We start from the raw sequence: 19,691 nt of genomic DNA on the forward strand, positions 1-19,691 counted from the left end.
CTGCGTTCCGACCCGGACACGGCCGGGTGACCACCGTCGCCGACTTCCACCGTGCCCGCTACCTCTACCAGCTCACCGGAGCCGGTCAGGCCGCCGAGGAAGCGATCGCGGTCTACGAGGAGGCCATCGGCCGACGTGGGTCGCTGCAGTCGGTCGCGCTCGCGGACATCGCGGTGCAGCTGCGCGCGCTCGTGGAGGTCGCTCGCGGAGAAGACCTTGATCCGGCGAAGGTGCATCTCCTGCTGCTCGCCCTCGCCGACCGCTTCACCGGACTGGCCGACAACGCGCAGGCGTTCATGGCCTCGCTGCGCCGAGTGATCGACTTCGCGGACGGCGACGTCGCGGCCTTCGTGGCCTACAAGCAGCGGCTCATCGGCTACGTCGAGCGGTTCATCGCGGACCTGGCCGACCCGGCGCCGAGATCGCCGGGCTGCTGGCGCGCATCGAGGCCGATGACGTCGAACGCCTGCTGGCCGTCGCCCGCGTCGGGAAGCCGAGGACGCCGTTCCGGACGAGGACGGCTACGCGGATGTCCTGGCCGCCGCCGTGGCGGGCTGGCGCAACCGATGGCGTGGACTGCGCGACTGGTTCTGTCCGCGGACGCGCGGCACCTTCGCAGGCCCGGTTGCTCCGCGGCGCGGCGCTGAACGCGATCACCCAGCTCATCGACACGGTGTCCGCGCTGAACGAGCGCCGGTCCGGAAGGTCGGACCGGGCCGCCGACTTCCGTGCGCTCGCCCGATGGTTCGCCAAGACCCCCGACGACGCCGCGGCGCACCGGCTGTGGAGGGTCGCGTTCGGGCTGACCAGCACGCGACACCTCACCGTGACGGCCGCGACGCTGACGCCTGGGAGGCCGACCAGCCGACCCCGCAGACGCCGTGGGCGGACGCGCCCGCCGTGCGGATCAGCCCCCAGCTGCGCAAGACCGGCGCCTACGAGCGGCGCGGCAGGCAGTCCCAGATCACTGATCGGCACGCCCATCGCCAGTTGCTGCTCGCCCACGCCGAGCGGGAAGCCGACGAAGTGGCCGAAGCCAGACGCCGCCTGGCCACCGACGGCCCGGTGCTGCTGTCCGACCTTGGCGTGTTGGAAGCGCGAACGTTTCGGCTGTTCCTGGGTCTGCTGGGGACGCGCTGTCCGCGCGGTCGCCGGACGACACGGAGGTCAAGACGACCACCGGCGACGGTTCGATGGAGATCCGGTTGTCCCTGGTCGCCGACGGCGGCGAGGTCGCCATCGACACCGAAGACGGTGTTCTGCGTGGACCTGAGCACGTCATCGACATCATCGACCTCATGCGGGGGACGGCGTGACAGTGACGGATTCGCTGGCGGGCGATCGGCCCAGCAGCGGCGCAAGGCGCTGCGCGCGCTCCTGGTCCGGCCCCTGCTCGTGGCGGGGCGCGACGACGAGGCGATCAGGCTGGTGCGCGGACACGCGGGTGAGCTGCGCGAGTGGCTGGCGCGCGAGGCCGGGTGGCGCCTGCAGGTGGACGCGGAGTCCGTGCGGCTGTTCAAGACCGCGCCGACCACCACAGACAGCACGCACGCCGCTCGGGACGACAAGGGGAAGCCGCGTTCGGCAGGCGGCGGTATGTCCTGCTGTGCCTGGCGCTGGCGATCCTGGAACGCGCCGACGCGCAGATCACCCTCGGCAGGCTCGGAGGGCGTCATCGCGGCGGCGGCCGAGCCGGATCTGGCCGCCGCTGGAGTCTCGTTCACGTTGAGTCGCCGGGACGAGCGGTCCGACCTGGTCGCGGTCGTGCGGTGCTGTTGGAGTGGGGTGTGCTCGACCGGGTCGCGGGCGAGGAGGACGCTTACCTGTCCGACACCGGCGACGTCCTCTACGACGTTCGCAGGCGAGTGCTCGCCGCATTGCTCACCGGTCAGCGCGGTCCGTCCACAATAGACACAGACACCTTCGAGCGCAGGCTGGCCGAACTGACCGACGAGCCCGCGCCGGACACCGATGAGCTGAGGACCCGTGCCCTGCGGCACCGCCTGACCCGTCGGCTGCTGGAGGACCCGGTCGTCTACTACGACGAACTCACCCCAGACGAGCGGGCCTACCTGGTCAATCAGCGGCACGCCATCACCCGCCGCATCACCGAGGCCACGGGCTGATCGCCGAGATGCGCGCCGAAGGGGTCGCCATGGTCGACGCCGACGACGAGCTCACCGATGTGCGGATGCCCGAGCAGCGCACGGATGGCCACGTCACCCTTCTCGTCGCCGAGCGGCTCGCGACCGGTCGGAACCAGTGTCGATCGATACGTTGGCCAGGTATGTCCGCACCCTGGCCGCCCAACACGTGACTACTGGCGCAAGGGCGTCACCGAGCCAGGCGCCGAACTGGAACTCCTCGATGTGGCGCTGGGCAAGCTGCGCGCGCTGCGGCTCGTCGCCGATCTGCCCGGTGCGATGGTCGTTCCGCTGCCCGCGATCGCCCGCTACGCCGTCGACGCCCCCACGATCAGGTCAGGAAAGGCGCGATGACCCAGGAGCCCCGGACCCAGCGCTGGCAGCCACTGCGCACCGGCTTGGTCGACCTCTTCTACTACGACGTCGAGGAATTCCACTTCCACGACGGCCGCCTGCTGTTCCGCGGCAACAACGGGACAGGCAAGTCCAAGTCCTCGCGTTGACCCTGCCGTTCCTGCTCGACGGCGACCTTGCCCCGCACCGCGTCGAACCCGACGGCGATCGCAACAAGCGCATGGAATGGAACCTGCTGCTCGGCGGCAGACATCCGCACAGCGAGCGCCTCGGCTACACGTGGCTGGAGTTCGCAGACTGGACGAGAATGGTGCGCCGGAATACCGCACGATCGGCTGTGGCCTCAAGGCCGTCGCGGGCCGCGGCATGGCACGTCACTGGTTCTTCGTCACCAGCCAGCGCGTCGGGCCGGAGTTCTCGCTGGTCAGCCCGACCAAGGTCGCCCTCACGCGGGAACGGCTCAAAGAGGCGGTGGCAGGGTTCGGGACGGTCTACGACACGGCGACCGACTATCGGCGGGCCGTGGACGAGGCCCTGTTCGGCCTCGGTTCCCATCGGTACGAGGCATTGGTCAACCTGCTCATCCAGCTTCGCCAGCCGCAGTTGACCAAGCGGCCGGATGAGAAACTGCTTCCCGTGCGCTGACCGAGGCGCTGCCTCCGCTGGACCAAACGCTGGTTGCGACCGTCGCCGACGCTTTCCGCGGTCTGGACGAGGAACGCGACGCGGTGCTCGGCCTGAGCGAGGCGAAGTCGGCCGCCGAGACGTTCCTCGGGCACTACCGCCGCTACGCGAGCGTGGCCGCCAAGCGCCGAAGTGTCCAACCCCGGCGCGCGCACAGCAAGTACGAGAAGCTCAGCGCGAGCCTGACGGAGGCGGACGCGGCGTTCCACGCGGCGGTGACCGCGTTGGCCGCGGCCGAGACCAAGCTGGCTGAACTCGCGTCGGAACGGGCCGTGGTCGACGCGCGGATCCGGGCGCTGGAGAACAGCCCGAGATGGACAACGCGCGCAAGCTGGCGGACGCGCGCGAAGAGGCCGATCGGCTCGCCCGGTTCGCTCAGGCGCGCGAACGCGACCAGGTCGCCGCCGCAGAGGGCCTGAACGCCAAGCGCGGCAAGCTCGATCGGGTCCGGCGGGACGCCGAGGGAGATGCCGCCGCCCTCACCAGGACGCGTTCCGCGGCGGACTCGCGCGCGGAGGACGCGTGGCTGCGCGCCGAGCACGCCGGGATCATGTCCGTGTTCGGCGAAGAGGAACCGCCGTATGTGGACGCGGTCGCGGCGGCGGGCGCGCTGATGGACAAGCGTCGCCGGATCGTCGCCGAACTCGACGGGCTGCTCATCGCGCGGGACCGAGCCCGAGCGGACTTGCTTTCCGCGCGACAGGAAGTGGAGCGGATCACCGGGGAACAGCAGGAGGCCGAGGAGCGGATCGGCCACGCCGCGGCGGTGTCGCCGCGGCGGGCGCGGAACTCGTGGCGGACTGCGTGGCCTACCTGGCGGCGGCGACCGGGTTCGCGATAGCCGACGTCGACGCCGTGATCGGTGACCTTGAGGGGTGGGTGGAGTCGGCGACCGGACCGAACCCGGTCACCGCCGCGGTCGACCAAGCGGTGTCCGACGCGACGGCCGACCTGGGCAGGCGGCAGGCATCCGTCGACGCGGAGTCGGCCGCCGTCAAGCGCGAGACGGCCGACGTCGAGCCGAGGTCCGTCGCCTGACCGCGGGTGGGCACGACGCGCCGCCGTCGCCCCACACCCGCGATCCGATCGGCCGTGCGGGCAGGCCGGGCGCTCCACTGTGGAGGGTGGTGGACTTCGCCGACGGTGTGGGCGACGCCGATCGGGCGGGACTGGAGGCCGCGCTGGAGGCGTCGGGCATCCTGGACGCGTGGGTGACTCCGGACGGGGAACTCCGGGACAGGATCACTGACGACACAATCGTTCGGCCCACGGGTCCCGCGCCGGGCGGCGGCCTGGCCCAGCTCTTGGTCCCCGCGATCGACCGAGCCGACGAGTCCGCCGCGGCGCTGGACGACGCGGCTGTCGCCACGGTGCTGCGGTCCATCGGCGTCGGGGAAGGCACCACGTGGGTCGATGTCGACGGCCGGTTCCAGGTCGGCGTGCTGGCGGGTTCCTGGCACAAGGACTCCGCCGTCTACCTCGGCGAGGGCGCCCGCGAGGCGGCCCGCCGGGCGCGGCTCGCGTTCCTACGCTCGGAACTCGACCGCCTGGCGGAGCTCATCAACGAGTTGGCGGCCGCGAGGCGCGAACTGGATGCCATGCTGGACGTCCTCCGGCAAGAGCGAAAGCGGTTGCCCGCCGACGAGCCGCTTCGCGAGGCGCACAGCGCTCTCGCCGCCGCGCACGCCGCCAAGCGAGTCATCGATCAGAACCTCGGCGCGGCGGCAGTCCGCGCGAAGGAATCGGCGGATCAAGCGGCTGTGGCCGAGCGACGGGCCGACGAGTTCGCCGATGATGTGAGCCTTCCCGCCGATCGCGCCCGGCTCGACGACGTGCGCGCCGCGACCGGGGAGTATCGGATCGCGCTGACCGGGTTGTGGCCCGCGGCCCAGGCCGCGTGGCGGGCGGCACGCGAGGTGACCGAGGTCGAGGAGGAGATGGCCACCGCCGAGGAGAAGCTGGCGGTCGCCGCCGAGGAGGCAGGCGAGGCGCGGGAGCGGTCGCTGGCCGCCGACGAGACCTTGAACGTCCTCATCGAGACCGCGGGCGCGGGCGTCGACGATCTCTACCGCAAGCTGAACGCGGCCAAGGCGGCACTCGAAGCCGCCGCGGCGACGGAGAAGCACGCCCGCGCGTCGGAATCCCAGGCACTTGGGGACAAAGGCAAGGCCGAAGGACTCCGCGAGCGGTTGGCGGATGAGATCCAGGAGGCCACGCAGGAGCGTGCCACCGCCATCGACGACCTCCGGGCCTTCACCGCGACCGGCCTGCTGGCCACCGCGCTCCCTGATCTCGACACCCCGGACCCGAACACCGAATGGGCCGCCAAGCCCGCCGTCGCCGTCGCCCGCGCCATCAACGCCGCCTTGGAGGGGCTGGACGACGCCGACCGGCCGTGGGAACTGATCCAGCAGCGGGTGACCGCCGAGCACAAGCTGCTGACCGACGCCCTTTCGCGGCAAGGACATTCCGTCGGGATGACCGTGCGCAGCGGCGTGATCGTGGTGGACGTCCGGTTCCAGGGCCGCACCCTGGACGTGCCGACCCTGGTCGACGCCCTCGCCGCCGAGACCGAGCAGCGCGCGACCCTGCTGTCGGCCAAGGAACGCGAGATCCTGGAGAACCACCTGATCAACGAGGTCGCAGGCACGCTCCAGGAACTGATCGCCGGAGCCGAACAGCAGGTGAGCGGTATCAACGCCGATCTGGAGGCCAGGCCCACCTCCACCGGGATGCGCCTGCGGCTGCTCTGGAAGTCGGCGAAGTCCGCGCCGGACGGACTGGACCGCGTCCGCGACCGTCTGCTCCGCCAGACCGCCGACGCCTGGAGCCCGGCCGACCGCGCGCTGGTGGGCGGGTTCCTACAGGAGCAGATCAACCGGGAACACAGCGAGGACATCGGCGGCGGCTGGGCCGACCAGCTCACCCGCGCGCTGGACTACCGAAGCTGGCACGAGTTCGCCATCCAACGCTTCCAGGACGGCCAGTGGCGGTCCGCGTCCGGCCCAGCATCGGGCGGTGAACGCGTCCTCGCCGCGTCGGTCCCGTTGTTCGCGGCAGCGTCGTCCTTCTACAGTTCAGCGGGCAATCCCCACGCCCCCAGGCTGATCGCGCTCGACGAGGCCTTCGCGGGCGTCGATGACGATTCCCGCGCGAAGTGCCTCGGCCTGCTCGCGTCGTTCGACCTGGACGTGGTGATGACCAGCGAACGGGAATGGGGCTGTTACCCGGAAGTGCCCGGCCTCGCCATCTCCCAACTCACCCGCCGCGACGGAATCGACGCCGTCCTGGTCACCCCGTGGCGCTGGGATGGCAAGCAGCGCAGCAAACTCCCGCGCCCGGGCTCCGGGTCGATCACCGGATCGCTGTTCGACTGATGGACACCATTCGGCTGCACAGGGGCAGCCTGGATCTCGCGTGGCTGGTCGGCTGATGGATACCGACCGCCTGCACCGGCTGCTGGGCAACCCGGACCTCGCGTGGCTGGTCGACCGGGTCCGCGCCCGCCTGGAGAAGACCGCGCCGCTGACCGGCACGGTCACACTCCCGAACGCTCGCCCTGAACAGCGTCGAGCGGTCGAGCTGCTGCTCGGCCGTCGCGCGGGTCGGGGAACCTCCGTGTCGGTCTCCCTTGATGAACTGGACGGCCTGCTGCGCACGGGCGGCATCGCACCTGAAGGTCTTGGGCAGGCGGTGCGGGTCCTGCTCGGCGACATCCGGGACATCGCCGCCGAACAGTCCACCGCCCGAGCCGCGTGGGCGGCGGCTTTCGCCCCAGCGGACGCCTTGGTGCGCGGACGCCCGGATCTGCACCGCTGGCTGGACTGGTTGACCGCAACCGGGCTGGTTCGCCGACTCGCCCCGGAGCCCGATCAGGCCGCCGACCTGCTGCTCAAGGCAGTGCGAGTCATCGAGGCGCTGCCCTCACCGGGCATCGCCCTCGGGAGACTCGCCGCGGATCGAGCTGGTGGCGCACACGCCCTTGACGATGGGCAACCGCTGGCCACGGTCGTCCTCGCGGCAGCGCGGGTCCTCGCGGGCACGAATCCGACCGGCGCGGGCAACGCCGCTGAACGTCGCACCGCGTGGTCGGCTGTCGGTGTCCATCGGGATGACCTCTCGTCCACCGTGCTGTGCGCAGGGCTGCCAGGGAGCGGCGAGTCCTTCGTGGGTCGGGTCTTGGGCCTGGCCAGGGCTGCGGGGGAACCGTGCGTGGTGACGCTGCGGCAGCTTGTGCGAGGCAGCCCCCAACTGGGCGTCGGCGAAGGCCGGGTGTGGGTCTGCGAGAACCCCATCGTCGTCGCCACCGCCGCGGACGAACTGGGACCGGCCTGCCCGCCACTGGTTTGTCTAGCCGGCCAACCGTCCGCCGCGGCGGTGGAACTGCTGACCCTGCTCGCGACCCAAGGCGCCGACTTCGGCTACCACGGCGACTTCGACTGGGGCGGCGTCAGCATCGCCAACACCTTGTCGCGTCACATCACGTGGCGGCCTTGGCGGTTCGACGCGGGAACCTACGAACTCGCGGTCCGCGCACACGGCGGTGAGGAACTGCGGGGATCGCCGGTGACCGCGGCCTGGGACCCCGGCCTGCGGCCGGCGTTGGTACGGGGTGCGCGCAAGTTCGAGGAAGAACTCTTCCTGTCCGACCTGATAGCCGACCTTAGGCTGGACGCGGATGGGCGAATGGGTTGAGCAGGCGAACGCCGGTCGGTTCGAAGTCCTTGACGTTGCGGGTGACCACAGTCCAGCCCCGAACCCGCGCGGTCGCCGCGATCAACGCATCAGCCATCGGCGTCAGATGCCGCGAGCTATCGTGACCCCACTCTTCGGCGATGTCGGCGTCGATCGGGATGACGCGGTCGGCGAACTTGTCTTTCGTCGCCGCCAGCCACGATTCGTACTGCGCCGCCTGGCGGTGAGCCGATCGATGTTGGAGCCGTGAGATGCCCCGCCGGATCTCGCCGATGGTGACGACACTGATGTAGAGGTCATCGACGTGGACGCGCGCGAACCAGTCGGCCACTCCGGCGTCGGGCTCGGCCTTGCGCCACTCCGAGAGGACGTTCGTGTCGAGCAGGTAGGTCACTGTGCTGCCCCGTCGGCCAGACCGAGTTCGATCTCGAAGTCCGTCGCGCGGGGCAGGTCGTTCTTACGCTCGGCCTCGATCTCGTCGAAGACATCGACTTCATCCATGTCGTCACTCTTGGGGAACGCCATCAGATGCTCGATGAAGTCGCCCGTCCGACCGCTGAGGCGACGGTACTCCCGAATGTCGATCAGCACCGCGACGTCCTCGCCATGTCTGGTAATCGTCTGCGGCCCTTCCCGCTCGACGGCGCGCAGCACCTCGCTAAAGCGCTGCTTTGCCTCCTGAACCTGCCAGTGCGCGTGTTCTGACATCGCCAGCTCCCTATCTAGACAGCACAGACTATAGCGTCCGACGACGTTGGCGCAATCGGTGACCGGCCCGCGCGATTGTTCGACGAGCCCGTCGCCGCCGTTCCCTGTGGCGGACCTCGCCGCGGCTCCCCTGATCACACCGCGATGGCGTCGGTGAGCTGGTTGACCTGGTCGAGTAGATCGTCGGGTGCGAGGGTCAGGTCGAGCGCGTGGCAGACGATCTCCACACCCGCCCGCGCCACGACGCCGCTGGGCCAACGGAATCATCCAGCAGGCCGTCGCCCACGTCATCGAAGATCCGCCGCTGCGGAACGGCCGCGGCGGCGCACTCTGTGGAACCTGGCTGATCGCCGTGTCAGCGCCGCCTGGTCCGCGGCTCCGCGCCGTAACGGTTCGGCCGTGTGCGGACTGCGTCAGGCTGATCATGACTTCGGCTTGACGCGCGTCTTGACCAAGATCGGGTGACGGTCTCGTCCATGATCACGGACGGTTGGGGAGTACCCGACTAAGATCGCTATTGGGTGCCCATTAGAGTGGCGCGATTGTTAGCCCAAATGGCGTATTCGGAAGGTGTTCTGTGATCAGTCGTCGTTTGCTCGTTCTTGCCGCCGTACTCGCTCTACCTGGTCTGGTGCTGACCGCAGGTGGGTCGGTCGCCCAATCACTGCCGAGGCAGAGTCCGATCAACATCACCGCCGCCGCGCTGCGCGCGGACTGGCCGTCGTCGCCACTGCGGATCGACTACGGGTGGACCGATGTCTCCCTTGAGTACGTGAGCAGAGACGGCGATCGCGCTGTCCGTGGCGAGGAGGAGACCGAGCAGGGCATGGTCGAGCCCGGCGCGGGGCGGGTCGCGCTGGCGGGCGTCCGGTATGACCTGGTCCAGTTCCATTTCCACACCCCGGCCGAACACCGGTTCGGCGGTCTCGCCGCACCGATGGAGTTGCATCTGGTGCATCGGGACGCGACCGGGAAGCTCTTGGTGATCGGGGTTCCGCTGGTGGTCGGCGGTGGCGGCTCCACTGTGGACACCGTGTTGCGTACCCTCGCGCCGGAGTGTGGGCCTGCGGTGGCGGTGGGGCGGATCGATTTGAACGGGCTGCTGCCCGCCGAGCGCTCGTCGCTGCGCTATGACGGGTCGCTCACCACGGCGCCGTTCACTGAGGGGGTGCGGTGGGTGTTGATGCGGGAGAAGCACGTCGCCGCGGCGACGGTGGCGCGGTTCCAGGAGCTGTTCGCCGACGGGAACTCTCGGCAGGCCCAGCCGCTCAACGGGCGCGGTGTCCACATCGAGCCCGATGTCTGGTAATTGGGAACAGATTACTCCAAACGGGGTGTCCTGGTTGGAAACCCACAGATCATGGTGCCGCGCCCGGACCAGTCGCGCGGCCGTTCGGTGGATAGGGGGTTGCTTCCCCCGCCGGATCGGGGACAGGCTGTTCGACGGACGTACGTGAGCGGGGGCTCGGTCGTCGGGCTCCCCGCCGTGCGGTGGGGACGGGGGAGTATGGGTACCAGAGGGTGGGTTTCGCGCGCGCTTGTCGCGGTGGTTGTCGTTGGGCAGCTTGGGGTCGGGGGTGTCGCGGCCGCTGATCCGGAGCCTGATCCAGGGGCCGAGCACCACCCCACCGGGTTGGTCGCGCAGGATCGGACGGCCGTTGCGCCGAGTGTTCAGCAGATCGAACCGGTGCCGCCGGTTGATCCTGGGCCGGACGGGTCGGTCTCGGTCGAGCGCGAGACTTCCAAGGCGCTCCAAGACATCCCTGCCCTGCCGGGGTTGAGCCCGGCTGCCGGGACGGTGCCGGTGCCCAAGGGGCCGATGACCCCGCAGCCGCCGGTGTCGCCCTATCAGCTCACCCTCCCGCAGCGGCCCGGACAGGAACTGGTCGACGCGACCGCCGCCGACGCGCTGGCCACGTTGGGGCGGGCCGGGCGCCTTGGGACCGACGGGAAGCCCGCGCTGGATGCCAACGCGTTGCAGCCGCAGGTGGCTTCGGCGCAGGTGATCGACCCGACCAGGCGGGCCACGTTGCAGGAACTGATCGACGCGTTGCTCTCCGGAAATCTGCCGCCGCCGCTGCCGGTCGATCCGTTGGCGCTGCTCCAGCAGCTGCCTGACGGCATCCCGCGCATCACCTATCGCGTTTGTTCGGAGTCGGCGACGAAGCCGGTGTCGTGTTCGCTGACGTTGCCGCTGGGCGTGCCGGCGATCGTCGACGTCACCGGCGACCGCACCCCCGATGTGCTGGCCGACCTGCTTCCGGCGGTCGCGCTGGGCGACATCCTCGGGGCGGTGCGGGAGATCCTGGACCTGCAGCGCCAGCTCGACGCCGCCACGTCGCGGCTCAACGCGGTGTTGGACCTGCTCAAGAACCCGCTCAACGTGATCCTGCACCCCGAGCTGCTGATCGAGCGGCTCAACCTCGAAGGCCTGCTCATCACCCTCGGCGACGCGCTGCGGACCAAGACCGAGGCGCTGCTGCGGGTCATCAACGTCGGCCTCGCGATGCTGGAGGTGCGGCTGCCCACCAGCGAGTTCGCGGGCCGCGACCTGCCCGGCCACGTCTGGGCGGTCTACGACATCCCCGGCCGCAAACGCTTGTCCCTGGGCTACGACGGCTTCCGCCGCGGCACGAGCCTGTCCACCGCGACCCTCGGGGTGTTCACGCTGAACCCGTTCGAGGCCGCCGCGAACGGCGTCTTCGACATCAAGGCCTCCCTGTTGCAGGTGGGCGCGGGCGACGCGATGGCGATCACCGCCGGTATGGCGTCGGTGCGCGACGACCAGCAGGGCGCGGCGTATGACCCGACGGTGGCCAGTTCCCGGTTCTCGCCGGTGCCGCTGCTGTTCGAGGCGCACGCTCGGATCGACATGGGCGCGGCCGACCGCGCGCAGACGGCCAAGGTGACCGCGACCAGCACCACCGACACCCATCTCGACGCGCAAGTGCTGGCGAACACCGCTCAGGCCAACCGGTTCGACCAGGTCAAGGTCGACGTCCTCCCGCGAAGCGTGTCCGCCGAGCTGACCAGACCGGTCGGCGGCGGTGAGACGACCGTCCGCTACGACGCCTCCGCGCCCATCGCCGACGTGCTGTTCGCTGACTTTGTCTATACAGGACAGAACTTGACCTGGGCCGTGCAGGCGACCGCGAAGACGGTGCCCGCGCGGTGGACGGCGACCTTCAAGACCGCGCCGGACCGGATCACCGCGAACTACTCCGCTTCGGGCAGGCTCGACGCGCTAGATGTGAACTTCTACGACAAGGATCCCGCGATCGTCGGCCGCGGCGCGCTGCGGTCGCTGCCGACCAAGCTGGACTTGCTGGTCGACCGCGCCGCGAGCCACGTGAGCCTGCTCGGCGACCAGGCGATCGGGTCGGCCACCGTGGCCTTCGCCAAGAACCTCGGCGCCTACGCGCCGCTCGACGGCGACCACGCCACGGTCATCACCCGCGACCAGGCGATCGGCGCGAGCGCGCGGATCACTGGCATGAAGAAGGTCGACGCCTACTTCGACGGCCACACCCGCCTCGCCACCGAGTTCGACCCGGGCGGCCAGGCTTTCATCGTCGCGGGCGACATCGATGACGTGCACAAGGCGCGGCTGGAGATCTCCAACCTGCCCGCGACCCTGTCCATCGACGCGGACACGGCCGCGCGCAAGGTCGCGTACCAGGCGAGCGCGGTCATCAGCCGCGCGCACGTCGCCTACACCAACACCCGGACCGGCCCGACCCTGTTCGGCACGGTCCTGGCTGTGCCCAGCACCGTCGAGCTGAACTACGACCTCGGCGACAAGCCCCGGCTGCGCTACACCGCGAGCAGCCGGATCCCGCGGATCGAGCTGTTCGCCGCGCCCGGCCACGTCGAGCAGCTGCGGCCGCTGGAGGACCACTACCTGTCCGCCGCGACGGTGAACGTGCCCACGGGCATCGATATCCTGGTCGACCTGCCCGCCAAGCACCTGCAGGGCACCCTGACCGACGTGCTGGACGGTGTGACCGCCGTGGCGCGGTTCCCGGTCGGGGGCCGCGACTGGACCGCGATCGCCGAGTTCACCGGAGTCCCGAAGGAGTTCGACGCCGACTGGGCCGACGGGAACCTGCGGTTCCGCGGCGTCAGCGGGCCGTTGGAGGCCGTCCGGCTTGCCGTGACCAACCACGCGAACACGACCGCGCCCACCGGATTGCACGCCGCTGTCCACTATCGACAGTCGACGGGCGATCTCGACGCGAGCGTGTCGGTGCGGAAGCTGTCGCACATCGAGTATTCCCGGACCGAGCAAGGCAACCAGACGTTCCGGCTTGACGTCGACACCGCGGGAGCGCCGGTGTTCGTGGACGCGGACGTGGTCCTCGGCGCCGACGACACCCGCTACGCGGTGTCGGGACGGATCGACAACCTGCCGAGCACGATCCGGGTCGACGTGGCCGACGGCAAGATCACCTACGCCGCCGACCGTAACATCGGGCTCGCGCTGAACGTCGCGTTCGGCAAGGCCGCCGCGCTCAACGGCCTGGGCGCGCCGCTGTTCGACAACGGTGTCGCCGCCGTTGCCCGAGGCTGTGACGACGGCGCGGGCTGCACGCGCGACGAGTCGCCGTTCTGCACCGCGTTCGCGCGCTGCTTCGGCGTCGTGGGCACGGTGAACCTGCCTGGCCTGCCGACCAGCGTCGTGGTCGACATGAAGAACCGCACGTTCACCCTCGACGACTACCGCCCGACCGCGCCGCTGCAGGCCTACGTCGGCGTGCACGGGCTGATCGACCGCGCGCCGAGCTTCAAGGCGCTGGCCACGCTCGCGGGCTTGGCCTCGCCGCTCGACCTGACCGTCGGTCCGATCAGTGTTGGCGACGGCAAGGTCGATGTCGGCTACACCGCGTCCGCGCCGCTGGGCAAGCTGACCCTGGACGCTGATGTGTCCACAACGGACAGTCGGTTCCCGGTGCTGCGGGCCAAGGGCGTCGTCGACTCGCTGCCCGCGACACTGCGGGTGACCGGCACGCTGGGCGACCGCACGTCGGTCAGCATGCGCAACTCCGCGCCGGTCGAGGAGATCTCCCTGACCGTGACCGGCGACCGGTCCGGCTACCTGCGGACCGGTGTGTTCGGGGTGCCCGCCGAGGCCGACATCCTGGTGGACATGCCTGCCAAGCACGCCGAGGTCACCATGTCGGCGCCGATCCGGGCGGTCACGGCGCTCGCGCGTGACATCCCGGCCGCGGGCCGCACCTGGTCGGCCTACGGCGACCTGCGGAACATCCCCGCGAAGTTCACCGCGGACTGGGCGAAGGGCAGGTACGCGCTCAACACCATCTCCTCGCCACTGGCCTCGGCGGCGTTCGCGGTGACCAACCACGGGGCCGCGAAAGCGCCGGTCGGGTCGCACCTGGCCGTGCACTACCGGCAGTCGAACGGCGATATCGACGCCAGCGCGTCGCTGTCGGGCTTCCGCCGCGCGGAGTACACCCACACGGGTGGCGACTTCACCACCCGGTTCGACTCGGCGGCACAGAAGATCGGCCTGGACGCCGATGTCGTGCTCGCCGCGAACGGCGCGGACGACGTGCGGCTGGCCGCACTCGGCACGCTCGGGCCGATCCCGAGTGAGCTGACGATCAGCTCGGCCAAGGGCGTGATCGGCTACACCGCCGACAAGCAGCTCAACCTCGAGGCCCAGCTCTGGCTGGGCAAGGTGGCCGCGCTCAACGGCCTGGGCACGCCGAGGTTCGCCAACGGCATCTCCGCCGTCGACAACCTGTGCGCGCCGGGCGCGGGGTGCGCGAGTGACGACGGCCCGTTCTGCCAGGACGGCAAGTGCTTCGGTGCCACCGCGATCATCAACGTGTCCGGGCTGCCGGACAAGATCACGGTGAACACCAAGGACAAGTCGTTCGCGTTCAGCGGGTACACCCCGGTGGTGGACCAGCTTGAGTTCTATGTGGACGATCGGGTGTTCGTGCCCGCGCCGCTCACCAGGGCCAGGGCGAAGGTCATCCTCAAGGGCCTGCCGCAGGCGATCACGTTCACCCTCGGCCCGATCAAGGTCGACGACGGGCTGGACTTCGCCTACGACGCGGGCGTGCAGAAGATCACCTCGATCCAGGTGCACGCGGAGGCGTTCGGCGTGCCGGTCCTCGGCAACGCCCGGGCACTGGCCACGCTCGACCCGGCGCCGGGCAAGGTGCACGTGAAGGCCAAGTTCGGAAAGACCGCCACGGTGTCGGTCGACAACTCGACGGCGATCAACGAGCTGTCGCTGCGTGCGACCGGGGTCTACGACAACAACCCGGCGTCGGCGATCGTCAAGTTCACCGACGTGCCCGCGAAGTTCTCGATCACCACCGCCCCGAAGGCGGCGGGCGTCACCGCGCCGAACTTCGTCTACAGCTCGCCCGCCAGCACCCTCGACGGCCTGTTCGCCGTGGAGGCGCGGCTGATGACCGACGTGGACCCGGTGCAGGCGGGGATCTCCGGGATCTCCTTCCGATTCCAGGACCTCGGCGGCGACACCAAGATCACGCTGCAGGACGACACGTCGCTGAAGTTCACCTCGACGCCGCGCACCCCGCTGATCGAGTTCCACACCGGGCTGCTGGTGTCGGGGATGGCCCGGCAGTCGGTCGACAAGGAGTTGTTCGAGTACGCGGGCGGCTTCTTCACCGGCCACCTGCGCGGTCACTACGGGTTCGGGGCCAGCCGCATCGACGACCTCGGGTTCAAGATCCACGGGATCGGCGACCTGACGATCCGGCCCGCCAAGATCCCGTTCGACGACGAGAACAAGGTGCCGCGCGCGGTCGGCTACCTCATGCCCGCGTTCGACAGCGGCGACTACGACCGCGTCGAACTCGGCGCGGCGGGGATCGACATCAAGGGCGACGTGGCACTCGACTTCAAGATCGAGCGGCCGTCGCCGTTCCCCGACGCCTATCACGAGGTGCTGAACCTGGGGCACACCAACGTGCTCCAGTTCCACCGCTACGACCAGCAGTTCCGCCCGATCAGCGACAAACTGCAACTCAAGGCGCTCGGCGCGGATCTGGGCTGCCTGCAGCTGTCGACCCGCCCCGGTAAGGTGGCCACCGGTACCAACGGCATCGTGATCCGCGCCGCCGACGGGCAGCAGATGGTCAATTTCCTCGACCCCGGAGACGCCGTGGAGGACTACCTGATCGACCTGCTGGCGAAGTTCGCCTCGCCGTTCCCCAACGCCGAACTCGACATCAGCGACTGGAACCTCGGCTCATGCTGAACCTCCGCCGCGGGGCACTCACTTGGGTGCCCCGCGGGCTGGTCCTGTTCGCGCTGGCGGGCTGCTCGGCGTTCTGCTCGGACACCGCGATCTCGGTCGTGCCGCCGAATGTCGGATCGGGACCGGTGACCTTCGAGGCCAAGCTCACCTCCGGCGGCGATCCTGTCGCGGGTGCGCGGCTCGATTTCTACATCCTTGCCAAGGGCGCCAACGGTGAGGAAGGCCATCTGGCAGGCCAGGGCACGACCGGGGGTGACGGGGTCGCGCGGGTGGTGGTCGACCGGTCGTCGTTGGACCGGCCGGGGGCGACGTTGTCCGCGGTCGAGGTCACGTTCGACAGTCTCGCTGAGATCAATGGGGAGCACTTTTGCGAGTCCAAGGCGCGTGTCTCGTTGCCGTGACTGTCTTGCTGGTGGGCGCGGTCGGGTGCGGCTCGCCTTCGGCTTCGCCGGACTGCGCCCGCATCAGTTCGTTGGCTGGTGCGGGGGGTGCGGTGCCTGCTGGGATGCCGGTGCCTTCTGGGGTGGTTGACGCTCGGGCGACGGTGATTCCGCCTCAGGCTGGTGTTGAGGTTCCGGCGGGGGAGTCCACTTTGGCCATGCCGGATCCGGATGTGCCTCGGACTGTGGTGGCGGGGAAGGTCAGTGGTGATTTGGGGGAGTTGAGGGCGGCGGTTGAGCGGGACATCGTTGGGCGGGGGTGGCGGGTGGTGTCTGGTTCGACTGGCAGTTTTGGTTATCGGGGGGCGGGGGTTTCTGGGGCGGTTGTGATCAAGGAGTGTGGGTATTTGGTGACGCAGGAGAGTTCGCCGCCGTTGCCTGTTGGTGGTGATCTTCCTGCGTGCGCGAAGCTCGCTTTTCCTGCTGGGATCTATGCGGCGGCCGTTGTTGCTCACGCGACTGACGTTGGGCCGACTCGTCGGTGTGAGTTCCGCTCCGGTGACAGCTTGTCTGGTCGGACCACTGTCACTGTTGCCCGGCCGCCTGTTGATGCGGAGGAATGGCGGCGCCGCTTGCAGAATCTGCGTCGGGCGGCTTCGGACTATTTGGTCCAGGGGTGTCCTGTGGATGTGGCTGCGGTGGCTTCGCTGGATATTGCGCCGTCTGCGTCGGCTTGTGTTGATACTGACTCGTTTGGTGGGCGGGCGGTTGTGTCGTTGGTGCGGGACAACGATTTTTGGTTGGGGGTGACGGTGGAGGCTAAGGCATCTGGAGCATCTGGACCGGCTGCTCGGGATGCAGCTGTTGCTGTGGTGAAGGGCGTGATGGCGGGGCTCTAGGCAACGGTCGGGCTTGGACTCCGCCGATGAGTGCACTCGTTCGGGCTTCGGAGGGCGGGGTCGCTCCCTCGTCAATCAGCGTCTTATCCGGAAACAGCGATGTCAATGGCGCCTGCGGCGTCGCTGCGCGATCAGCGAGCTGACCATTGACATCCCTGTTTCCGGATAAGGGATTGCCAGGACGAGGGTGCAGGGGGAAGTGCAGGGACCTGCGGTCCCTAAGGCAAAAGCCAAGCGCAAGGATGCGCTAGGTGCGGCGTCTGCGTGTTAGGGCGATGAGTACAGCGCCCAGTGCTACGGCCGTTGTGCCGATGATCATTAGCCAGTCTACGTCTGCGCCTGTGTTGGGCAGGCGTGACGTGTCGTGGCGGGGGTTTGGGGACGTCGTGGTTGGTGGTGGCGGGGTGGTGGTGGATGGGGGAGGCGTGGTGGTGATTGGGGCGATGGAGACGGCGATGTCGAAGCCGGGCTGAGCGGCGACGGCTGGCGGGGCTGCTCGGACGCCCATGAGGTGGAGGTTGGCGTTGGCCGCCTGGTCCGGGTTGGTCTCCATGTATGGGGCGGTGACGCCGTCTGGCCAGCGGGTGGGCATGACCTGGTAGGCGACGGTGCCCAGGTTGCCGAAGTCGAAGCGGCCGGAGGCGTCGGTGGTGGTGTTGTGGGCGTCGCTGACGACCTTGGTGTTCACCGCGTGGACGACCGTGTTGGCGAGTTCTTCGCCGGGGTCGGGTGCGTTGTCGCCGTCCGCGTCGACGAATAGGACGCCTGCGACGCGGGCCGACGTTTTGGTCACCGGGGCGGTGAAGGTGCGGACGTCGGGGCCGACGCGGACGGCGATCGTCAGGTCCCGGGACGGGTTGGTGTTCCAGCCGGTCACGGTGCTCGACAGGGATTCGATGGCGGCGGGCTGGGCGTGGGCCGGGGGGCCGCAGACGAGCAACGCGGTCGTCGCCGTGGCGAGCGCGGCGAGACGGAGGTACACGGAATCACCCTTCAGCTGCGGAAAGAGCCCGCAACGTAACACCTTCGGGTGACGTGCTGGTGAACACGAGGTGCTCCGTATACCGCACTAAACTGCGATCATGTCTCGATTCATCACCGCCGCTGACGGGGTCCAGCTTTGGGCCGACGACCTCGGGGACCCGGCGCACCCGCCGCTGCTGCTGATCATGGGGGCGAACGCAGCGGGGTACACCTGGCCGGACGCGTTCGTCGGCCTGCTTGCCGAGACCCACCATATGATCCGTTACGACCACCGGGACACGGGCAAGTCGACGCACGCGTTCGCCGAGAACCCCTACGCCATCACTGATCTGGCCGCCGACGCGGTCGCGGTGCTGGACGGGTTCGGGGTCGAGAAAGCGCATGTGGTGGGGATGTCGATGGGCGGCATCGTCGGGCAGCTCCTGCTGCTGGACCACCCGGACCGGCTGCGCACCATGACGCTGCTCTGCACCGCCGCCCTGTTCGGCGCGGACTCCCCGGAGTGGGCCGGTCCGTCGCCGGAGTTGTTGGCGCTCTGGCAGGAGCTCGGGCAGCCGCGTGACCGTGCGGCCGAGATCGACTGGCGGGTCCGGCACTGGAAGATCCTCAACGGCGGCGTGATCCCCTTCGACGAGGCCGAGTTCCGCCGGATGGAGGAGCGGATCATCGAGCACGCGGGCACCCACACCGAATTCCCCGCGCACGCCCACGCCGACACGTCCGGTCTCGTTCGTGGCGACGAACTGACGACCGTGCGTATCCCCACCCTGGTCGTCCAAGGGCCCGAGGATCCGGTGAACCCGCCGCCGCAGGGGGAGCACATCGCCAAGCTCATCCCGGGCGCGGAACTGCTGGAGATCCCCGGCATGGGCCACGCGCTGCCCTCAGCGGTGCACGGTCCGCTGGCGGAAGCCGTCCTCAAGCACGCGCGGCTCTGACAAGCGGCGCGACGGGGCTCAGCTGGAGCCAGTGCGGCAGCCCCCGCACCACCCACCGGGCCCCGGTCAGGGTCAGCCGCCCCGCCTTGGCCGCGTCCATGAGGTCGACCTCGCCCTCCCAGACGCGGTACAGCGTGGCGATGTCCGAGGCCAGGACAGCGTCGACGTCGAAGCCGGGGTCGGTGTAGCAGACCGAGGCGTCGTCGGGTTCGAGTACGAGCCAGAAGACGCGCTTGCGGTCGGGGACCTGGATCTGGATGACCGCCCGGTTCGCGATCTCGCTGGTGTCGACCCGGCCGTGCAGCCACCACATCAGCAGCTCGGGGTCCATCTCCTCGGGCTGCGGGTCACCGAAGGCGTGCCGGGCGCCCCAGTCGGCCAGGCCGAACACCAGCGGCCGCAGGTCCTCGCCGGAGTGGGTCAGCTCGTAGCCGGTGTCGGTCCGCACGACGATGCCCGCGTTCTCCAGCTGTCTGAACCGGCGGGCGAGCAGGGCCCTGGACAGGCCGGGCAGACCCCTGGCGATCTCGTTGAAGCGGGTCTTGCCGATCAGCAGTTCCCGGACGATGAGCAGCGTCCAGCGGTCGCCGAGGACCTCGACGGCTCGGACGATCGGGCAGTACTGGGCGTAGGGACGCACACCAGGT

17 protein-coding genes and 3 pseudogenes are annotated in these 19,691 nt (G+C 69.5%); 16 read left to right on the plus strand and 4 right to left on the minus strand.

The genetic code is table 11. From position 1 onward, the window contains the following. Positions 1–26: 26 nt before the first annotated feature. The 12 genes and pseudogenes from BN1701_RS37730 to BN1701_RS00020 form a co-directional block, all read left to right on the plus strand. A pseudogene (locus tag BN1701_RS37730) lies at positions 27–775 on the plus strand (TIGR02677 family protein); the annotation flags it as partial. Beyond that, positions 742–1,062, plus strand: a pseudogene (locus BN1701_RS37735) (DUF2397 family protein); the annotation flags it as partial. The pseudogenes BN1701_RS37730 and BN1701_RS37735, both read left to right, overlap by 34 nt. Before the next feature lie 74 nt (positions 1,063–1,136). Continuing rightward, complete coding sequence (locus BN1701_RS37740; RefSeq protein ID WP_197672171.1) at positions 1,137–1,316, plus strand: DUF2397 family protein; 180 nt, start codon at positions 1,137–1,139, stop codon at positions 1,314–1,316. Further along, positions 1,264–2,317: pseudogene (locus BN1701_RS38055) on the plus strand (TIGR02678 family protein). The gene BN1701_RS37740 and the pseudogene BN1701_RS38055 overlap by 53 nt, the downstream one beginning before the upstream one ends. Then, the gene (locus tag BN1701_RS37015; protein WP_231949339.1) at positions 2,211–2,498 is read left to right on the plus strand and encodes a DUF2398 family protein; all 288 of its coding nucleotides are present in this window, start codon (positions 2,211–2,213) and stop codon (positions 2,496–2,498) included. Before BN1701_RS38055 ends, BN1701_RS37015 begins: the two are co-directional and overlap by 107 nt. After that, a complete protein-coding gene (locus tag BN1701_RS37020; protein ID WP_231949340.1) occupies positions 2,495–2,647 on the plus strand; it encodes a hypothetical protein in 153 nt (50 codons plus the stop codon). The genes BN1701_RS37015 and BN1701_RS37020 overlap by 4 nt, the downstream gene beginning before the upstream one ends. 130 nt (positions 2,648–2,777) lie before the next feature. After that, positions 2,778–3,143, plus strand: a complete 366-nt coding sequence (locus BN1701_RS37025) for a hypothetical protein (RefSeq protein WP_231949341.1) — start codon at positions 2,778–2,780, stop codon at positions 3,141–3,143. Between the two features lie 83 nt (positions 3,144–3,226). Continuing rightward, complete coding sequence (locus BN1701_RS37030; RefSeq protein WP_231949343.1) at positions 3,227–3,601, plus strand: hypothetical protein; 375 nt, start codon at positions 3,227–3,229, stop codon at positions 3,599–3,601. Then, positions 3,496–4,023 (plus strand): hypothetical protein, encoded by a 528-nt coding sequence (locus BN1701_RS37035; RefSeq protein WP_231949346.1) that lies wholly within the window; start codon positions 3,496–3,498, stop codon positions 4,021–4,023. Before BN1701_RS37030 ends, BN1701_RS37035 begins: the two co-directional genes overlap by 106 nt. Continuing rightward, entirely contained in the window at positions 3,987–4,220 is a 234-nt protein-coding gene (locus BN1701_RS37040) for a hypothetical protein (RefSeq protein ID WP_231949968.1), read from the plus strand. Before BN1701_RS37035 ends, BN1701_RS37040 begins: the two co-directional genes overlap by 37 nt. Continuing rightward, positions 4,217–6,559 (plus strand): TIGR02680 family protein, encoded by a 2,343-nt coding sequence (locus tag BN1701_RS37045; protein WP_231949798.1) that lies wholly within the window; start codon positions 4,217–4,219, stop codon positions 6,557–6,559. The genes BN1701_RS37040 and BN1701_RS37045 overlap by 4 nt, the downstream gene beginning before the upstream one ends. A gap of 55 nt (positions 6,560–6,614) precedes the next feature. Beyond that, positions 6,615–7,877: a TIGR02679 family protein gene (locus BN1701_RS00020; protein WP_054044252.1), complete on the plus strand. Its 1,263-nt coding sequence runs from the start codon at positions 6,615–6,617 to the stop codon at positions 7,875–7,877. On the opposite strand, the gene BN1701_RS00025 is transcribed toward BN1701_RS00020, so the two are convergent. Both BN1701_RS00025 and BN1701_RS00030 read right to left on the minus strand, forming a co-directional pair. Beyond that, positions 7,846–8,271: a type II toxin-antitoxin system VapC family toxin gene (locus BN1701_RS00025; RefSeq protein WP_054044256.1), complete on the minus strand. Its 426-nt coding sequence runs from the start codon at positions 8,269–8,271 to the stop codon at positions 7,846–7,848. The two genes, BN1701_RS00020 and BN1701_RS00025, sit on opposite strands and share 32 nt — an antisense overlap. Next, positions 8,268–8,585 (minus strand): type II toxin-antitoxin system Phd/YefM family antitoxin, encoded by a 318-nt coding sequence (locus BN1701_RS00030; RefSeq protein WP_054055492.1) that lies wholly within the window; start codon positions 8,583–8,585, stop codon positions 8,268–8,270. Before BN1701_RS00030 ends, BN1701_RS00025 begins: the two co-directional genes overlap by 4 nt. A gap of 577 nt (positions 8,586–9,162) precedes the next feature. Between BN1701_RS00030 and BN1701_RS00035 the strand changes: the two genes are divergently transcribed. The 3 genes from BN1701_RS00035 to BN1701_RS00045 all read left to right on the plus strand — a co-directional run bounded on the left by BN1701_RS00035 (position 9,163) and on the right by BN1701_RS00045 (position 16,244). Then, positions 9,163–9,894: a carbonic anhydrase family protein gene (locus BN1701_RS00035; protein WP_172803161.1), complete on the plus strand. Its 732-nt coding sequence runs from the start codon at positions 9,163–9,165 to the stop codon at positions 9,892–9,894. A 378-nt stretch (positions 9,895–10,272) separates the two neighbouring features. Beyond that, positions 10,273–15,843, plus strand: coding sequence for a hypothetical protein (locus BN1701_RS00040; protein WP_054044260.1), 5,571 nt, complete (start codon positions 10,273–10,275; stop codon positions 15,841–15,843). Further along, positions 15,837–16,244 (plus strand): hypothetical protein, encoded by a 408-nt coding sequence (locus BN1701_RS00045; RefSeq protein WP_054044262.1) that lies wholly within the window; start codon positions 15,837–15,839, stop codon positions 16,242–16,244. The genes BN1701_RS00040 and BN1701_RS00045 overlap by 7 nt, the downstream gene beginning before the upstream one ends. A gap of 1,125 nt (positions 16,245–17,369) precedes the next feature. On the opposite strand, the gene BN1701_RS00050 is transcribed toward BN1701_RS00045, so the two are convergent. After that, a complete protein-coding gene (locus BN1701_RS00050) occupies positions 17,370–18,104 on the minus strand; it encodes an LPXTG cell wall anchor domain-containing protein (RefSeq protein WP_054044263.1) in 735 nt (244 codons plus the stop codon). Between the two features lie 100 nt (positions 18,105–18,204). Here BN1701_RS00050 and BN1701_RS00055 point away from each other — a divergent pair, with 100 nt between their 5' ends. Then, on the plus strand, positions 18,205–19,044 hold the full coding sequence (locus BN1701_RS00055) for an alpha/beta fold hydrolase (RefSeq protein ID WP_054044265.1): 840 nt from the start codon (positions 18,205–18,207) through the stop codon (positions 19,042–19,044). Here the strand turns inward: BN1701_RS00055 and BN1701_RS00060 are convergent. Further along, the gene (locus tag BN1701_RS00060; RefSeq protein ID WP_054044267.1) at positions 19,025–19,684 is read right to left on the minus strand and encodes a winged helix-turn-helix transcriptional regulator; all 660 of its coding nucleotides are present in this window, start codon (positions 19,682–19,684) and stop codon (positions 19,025–19,027) included. The two genes, BN1701_RS00055 and BN1701_RS00060, sit on opposite strands and share 20 nt — an antisense overlap. Positions 19,685–19,691: the final 7 nt, after the last annotated feature.

The sequence above is a fragment of the Alloactinosynnema sp. L-07 genome (genome assembly GCF_900070365.1).
In the GTDB taxonomy this organism is placed as follows: Bacteria; Actinomycetota; Actinomycetes; order Mycobacteriales; family Pseudonocardiaceae; genus Actinokineospora.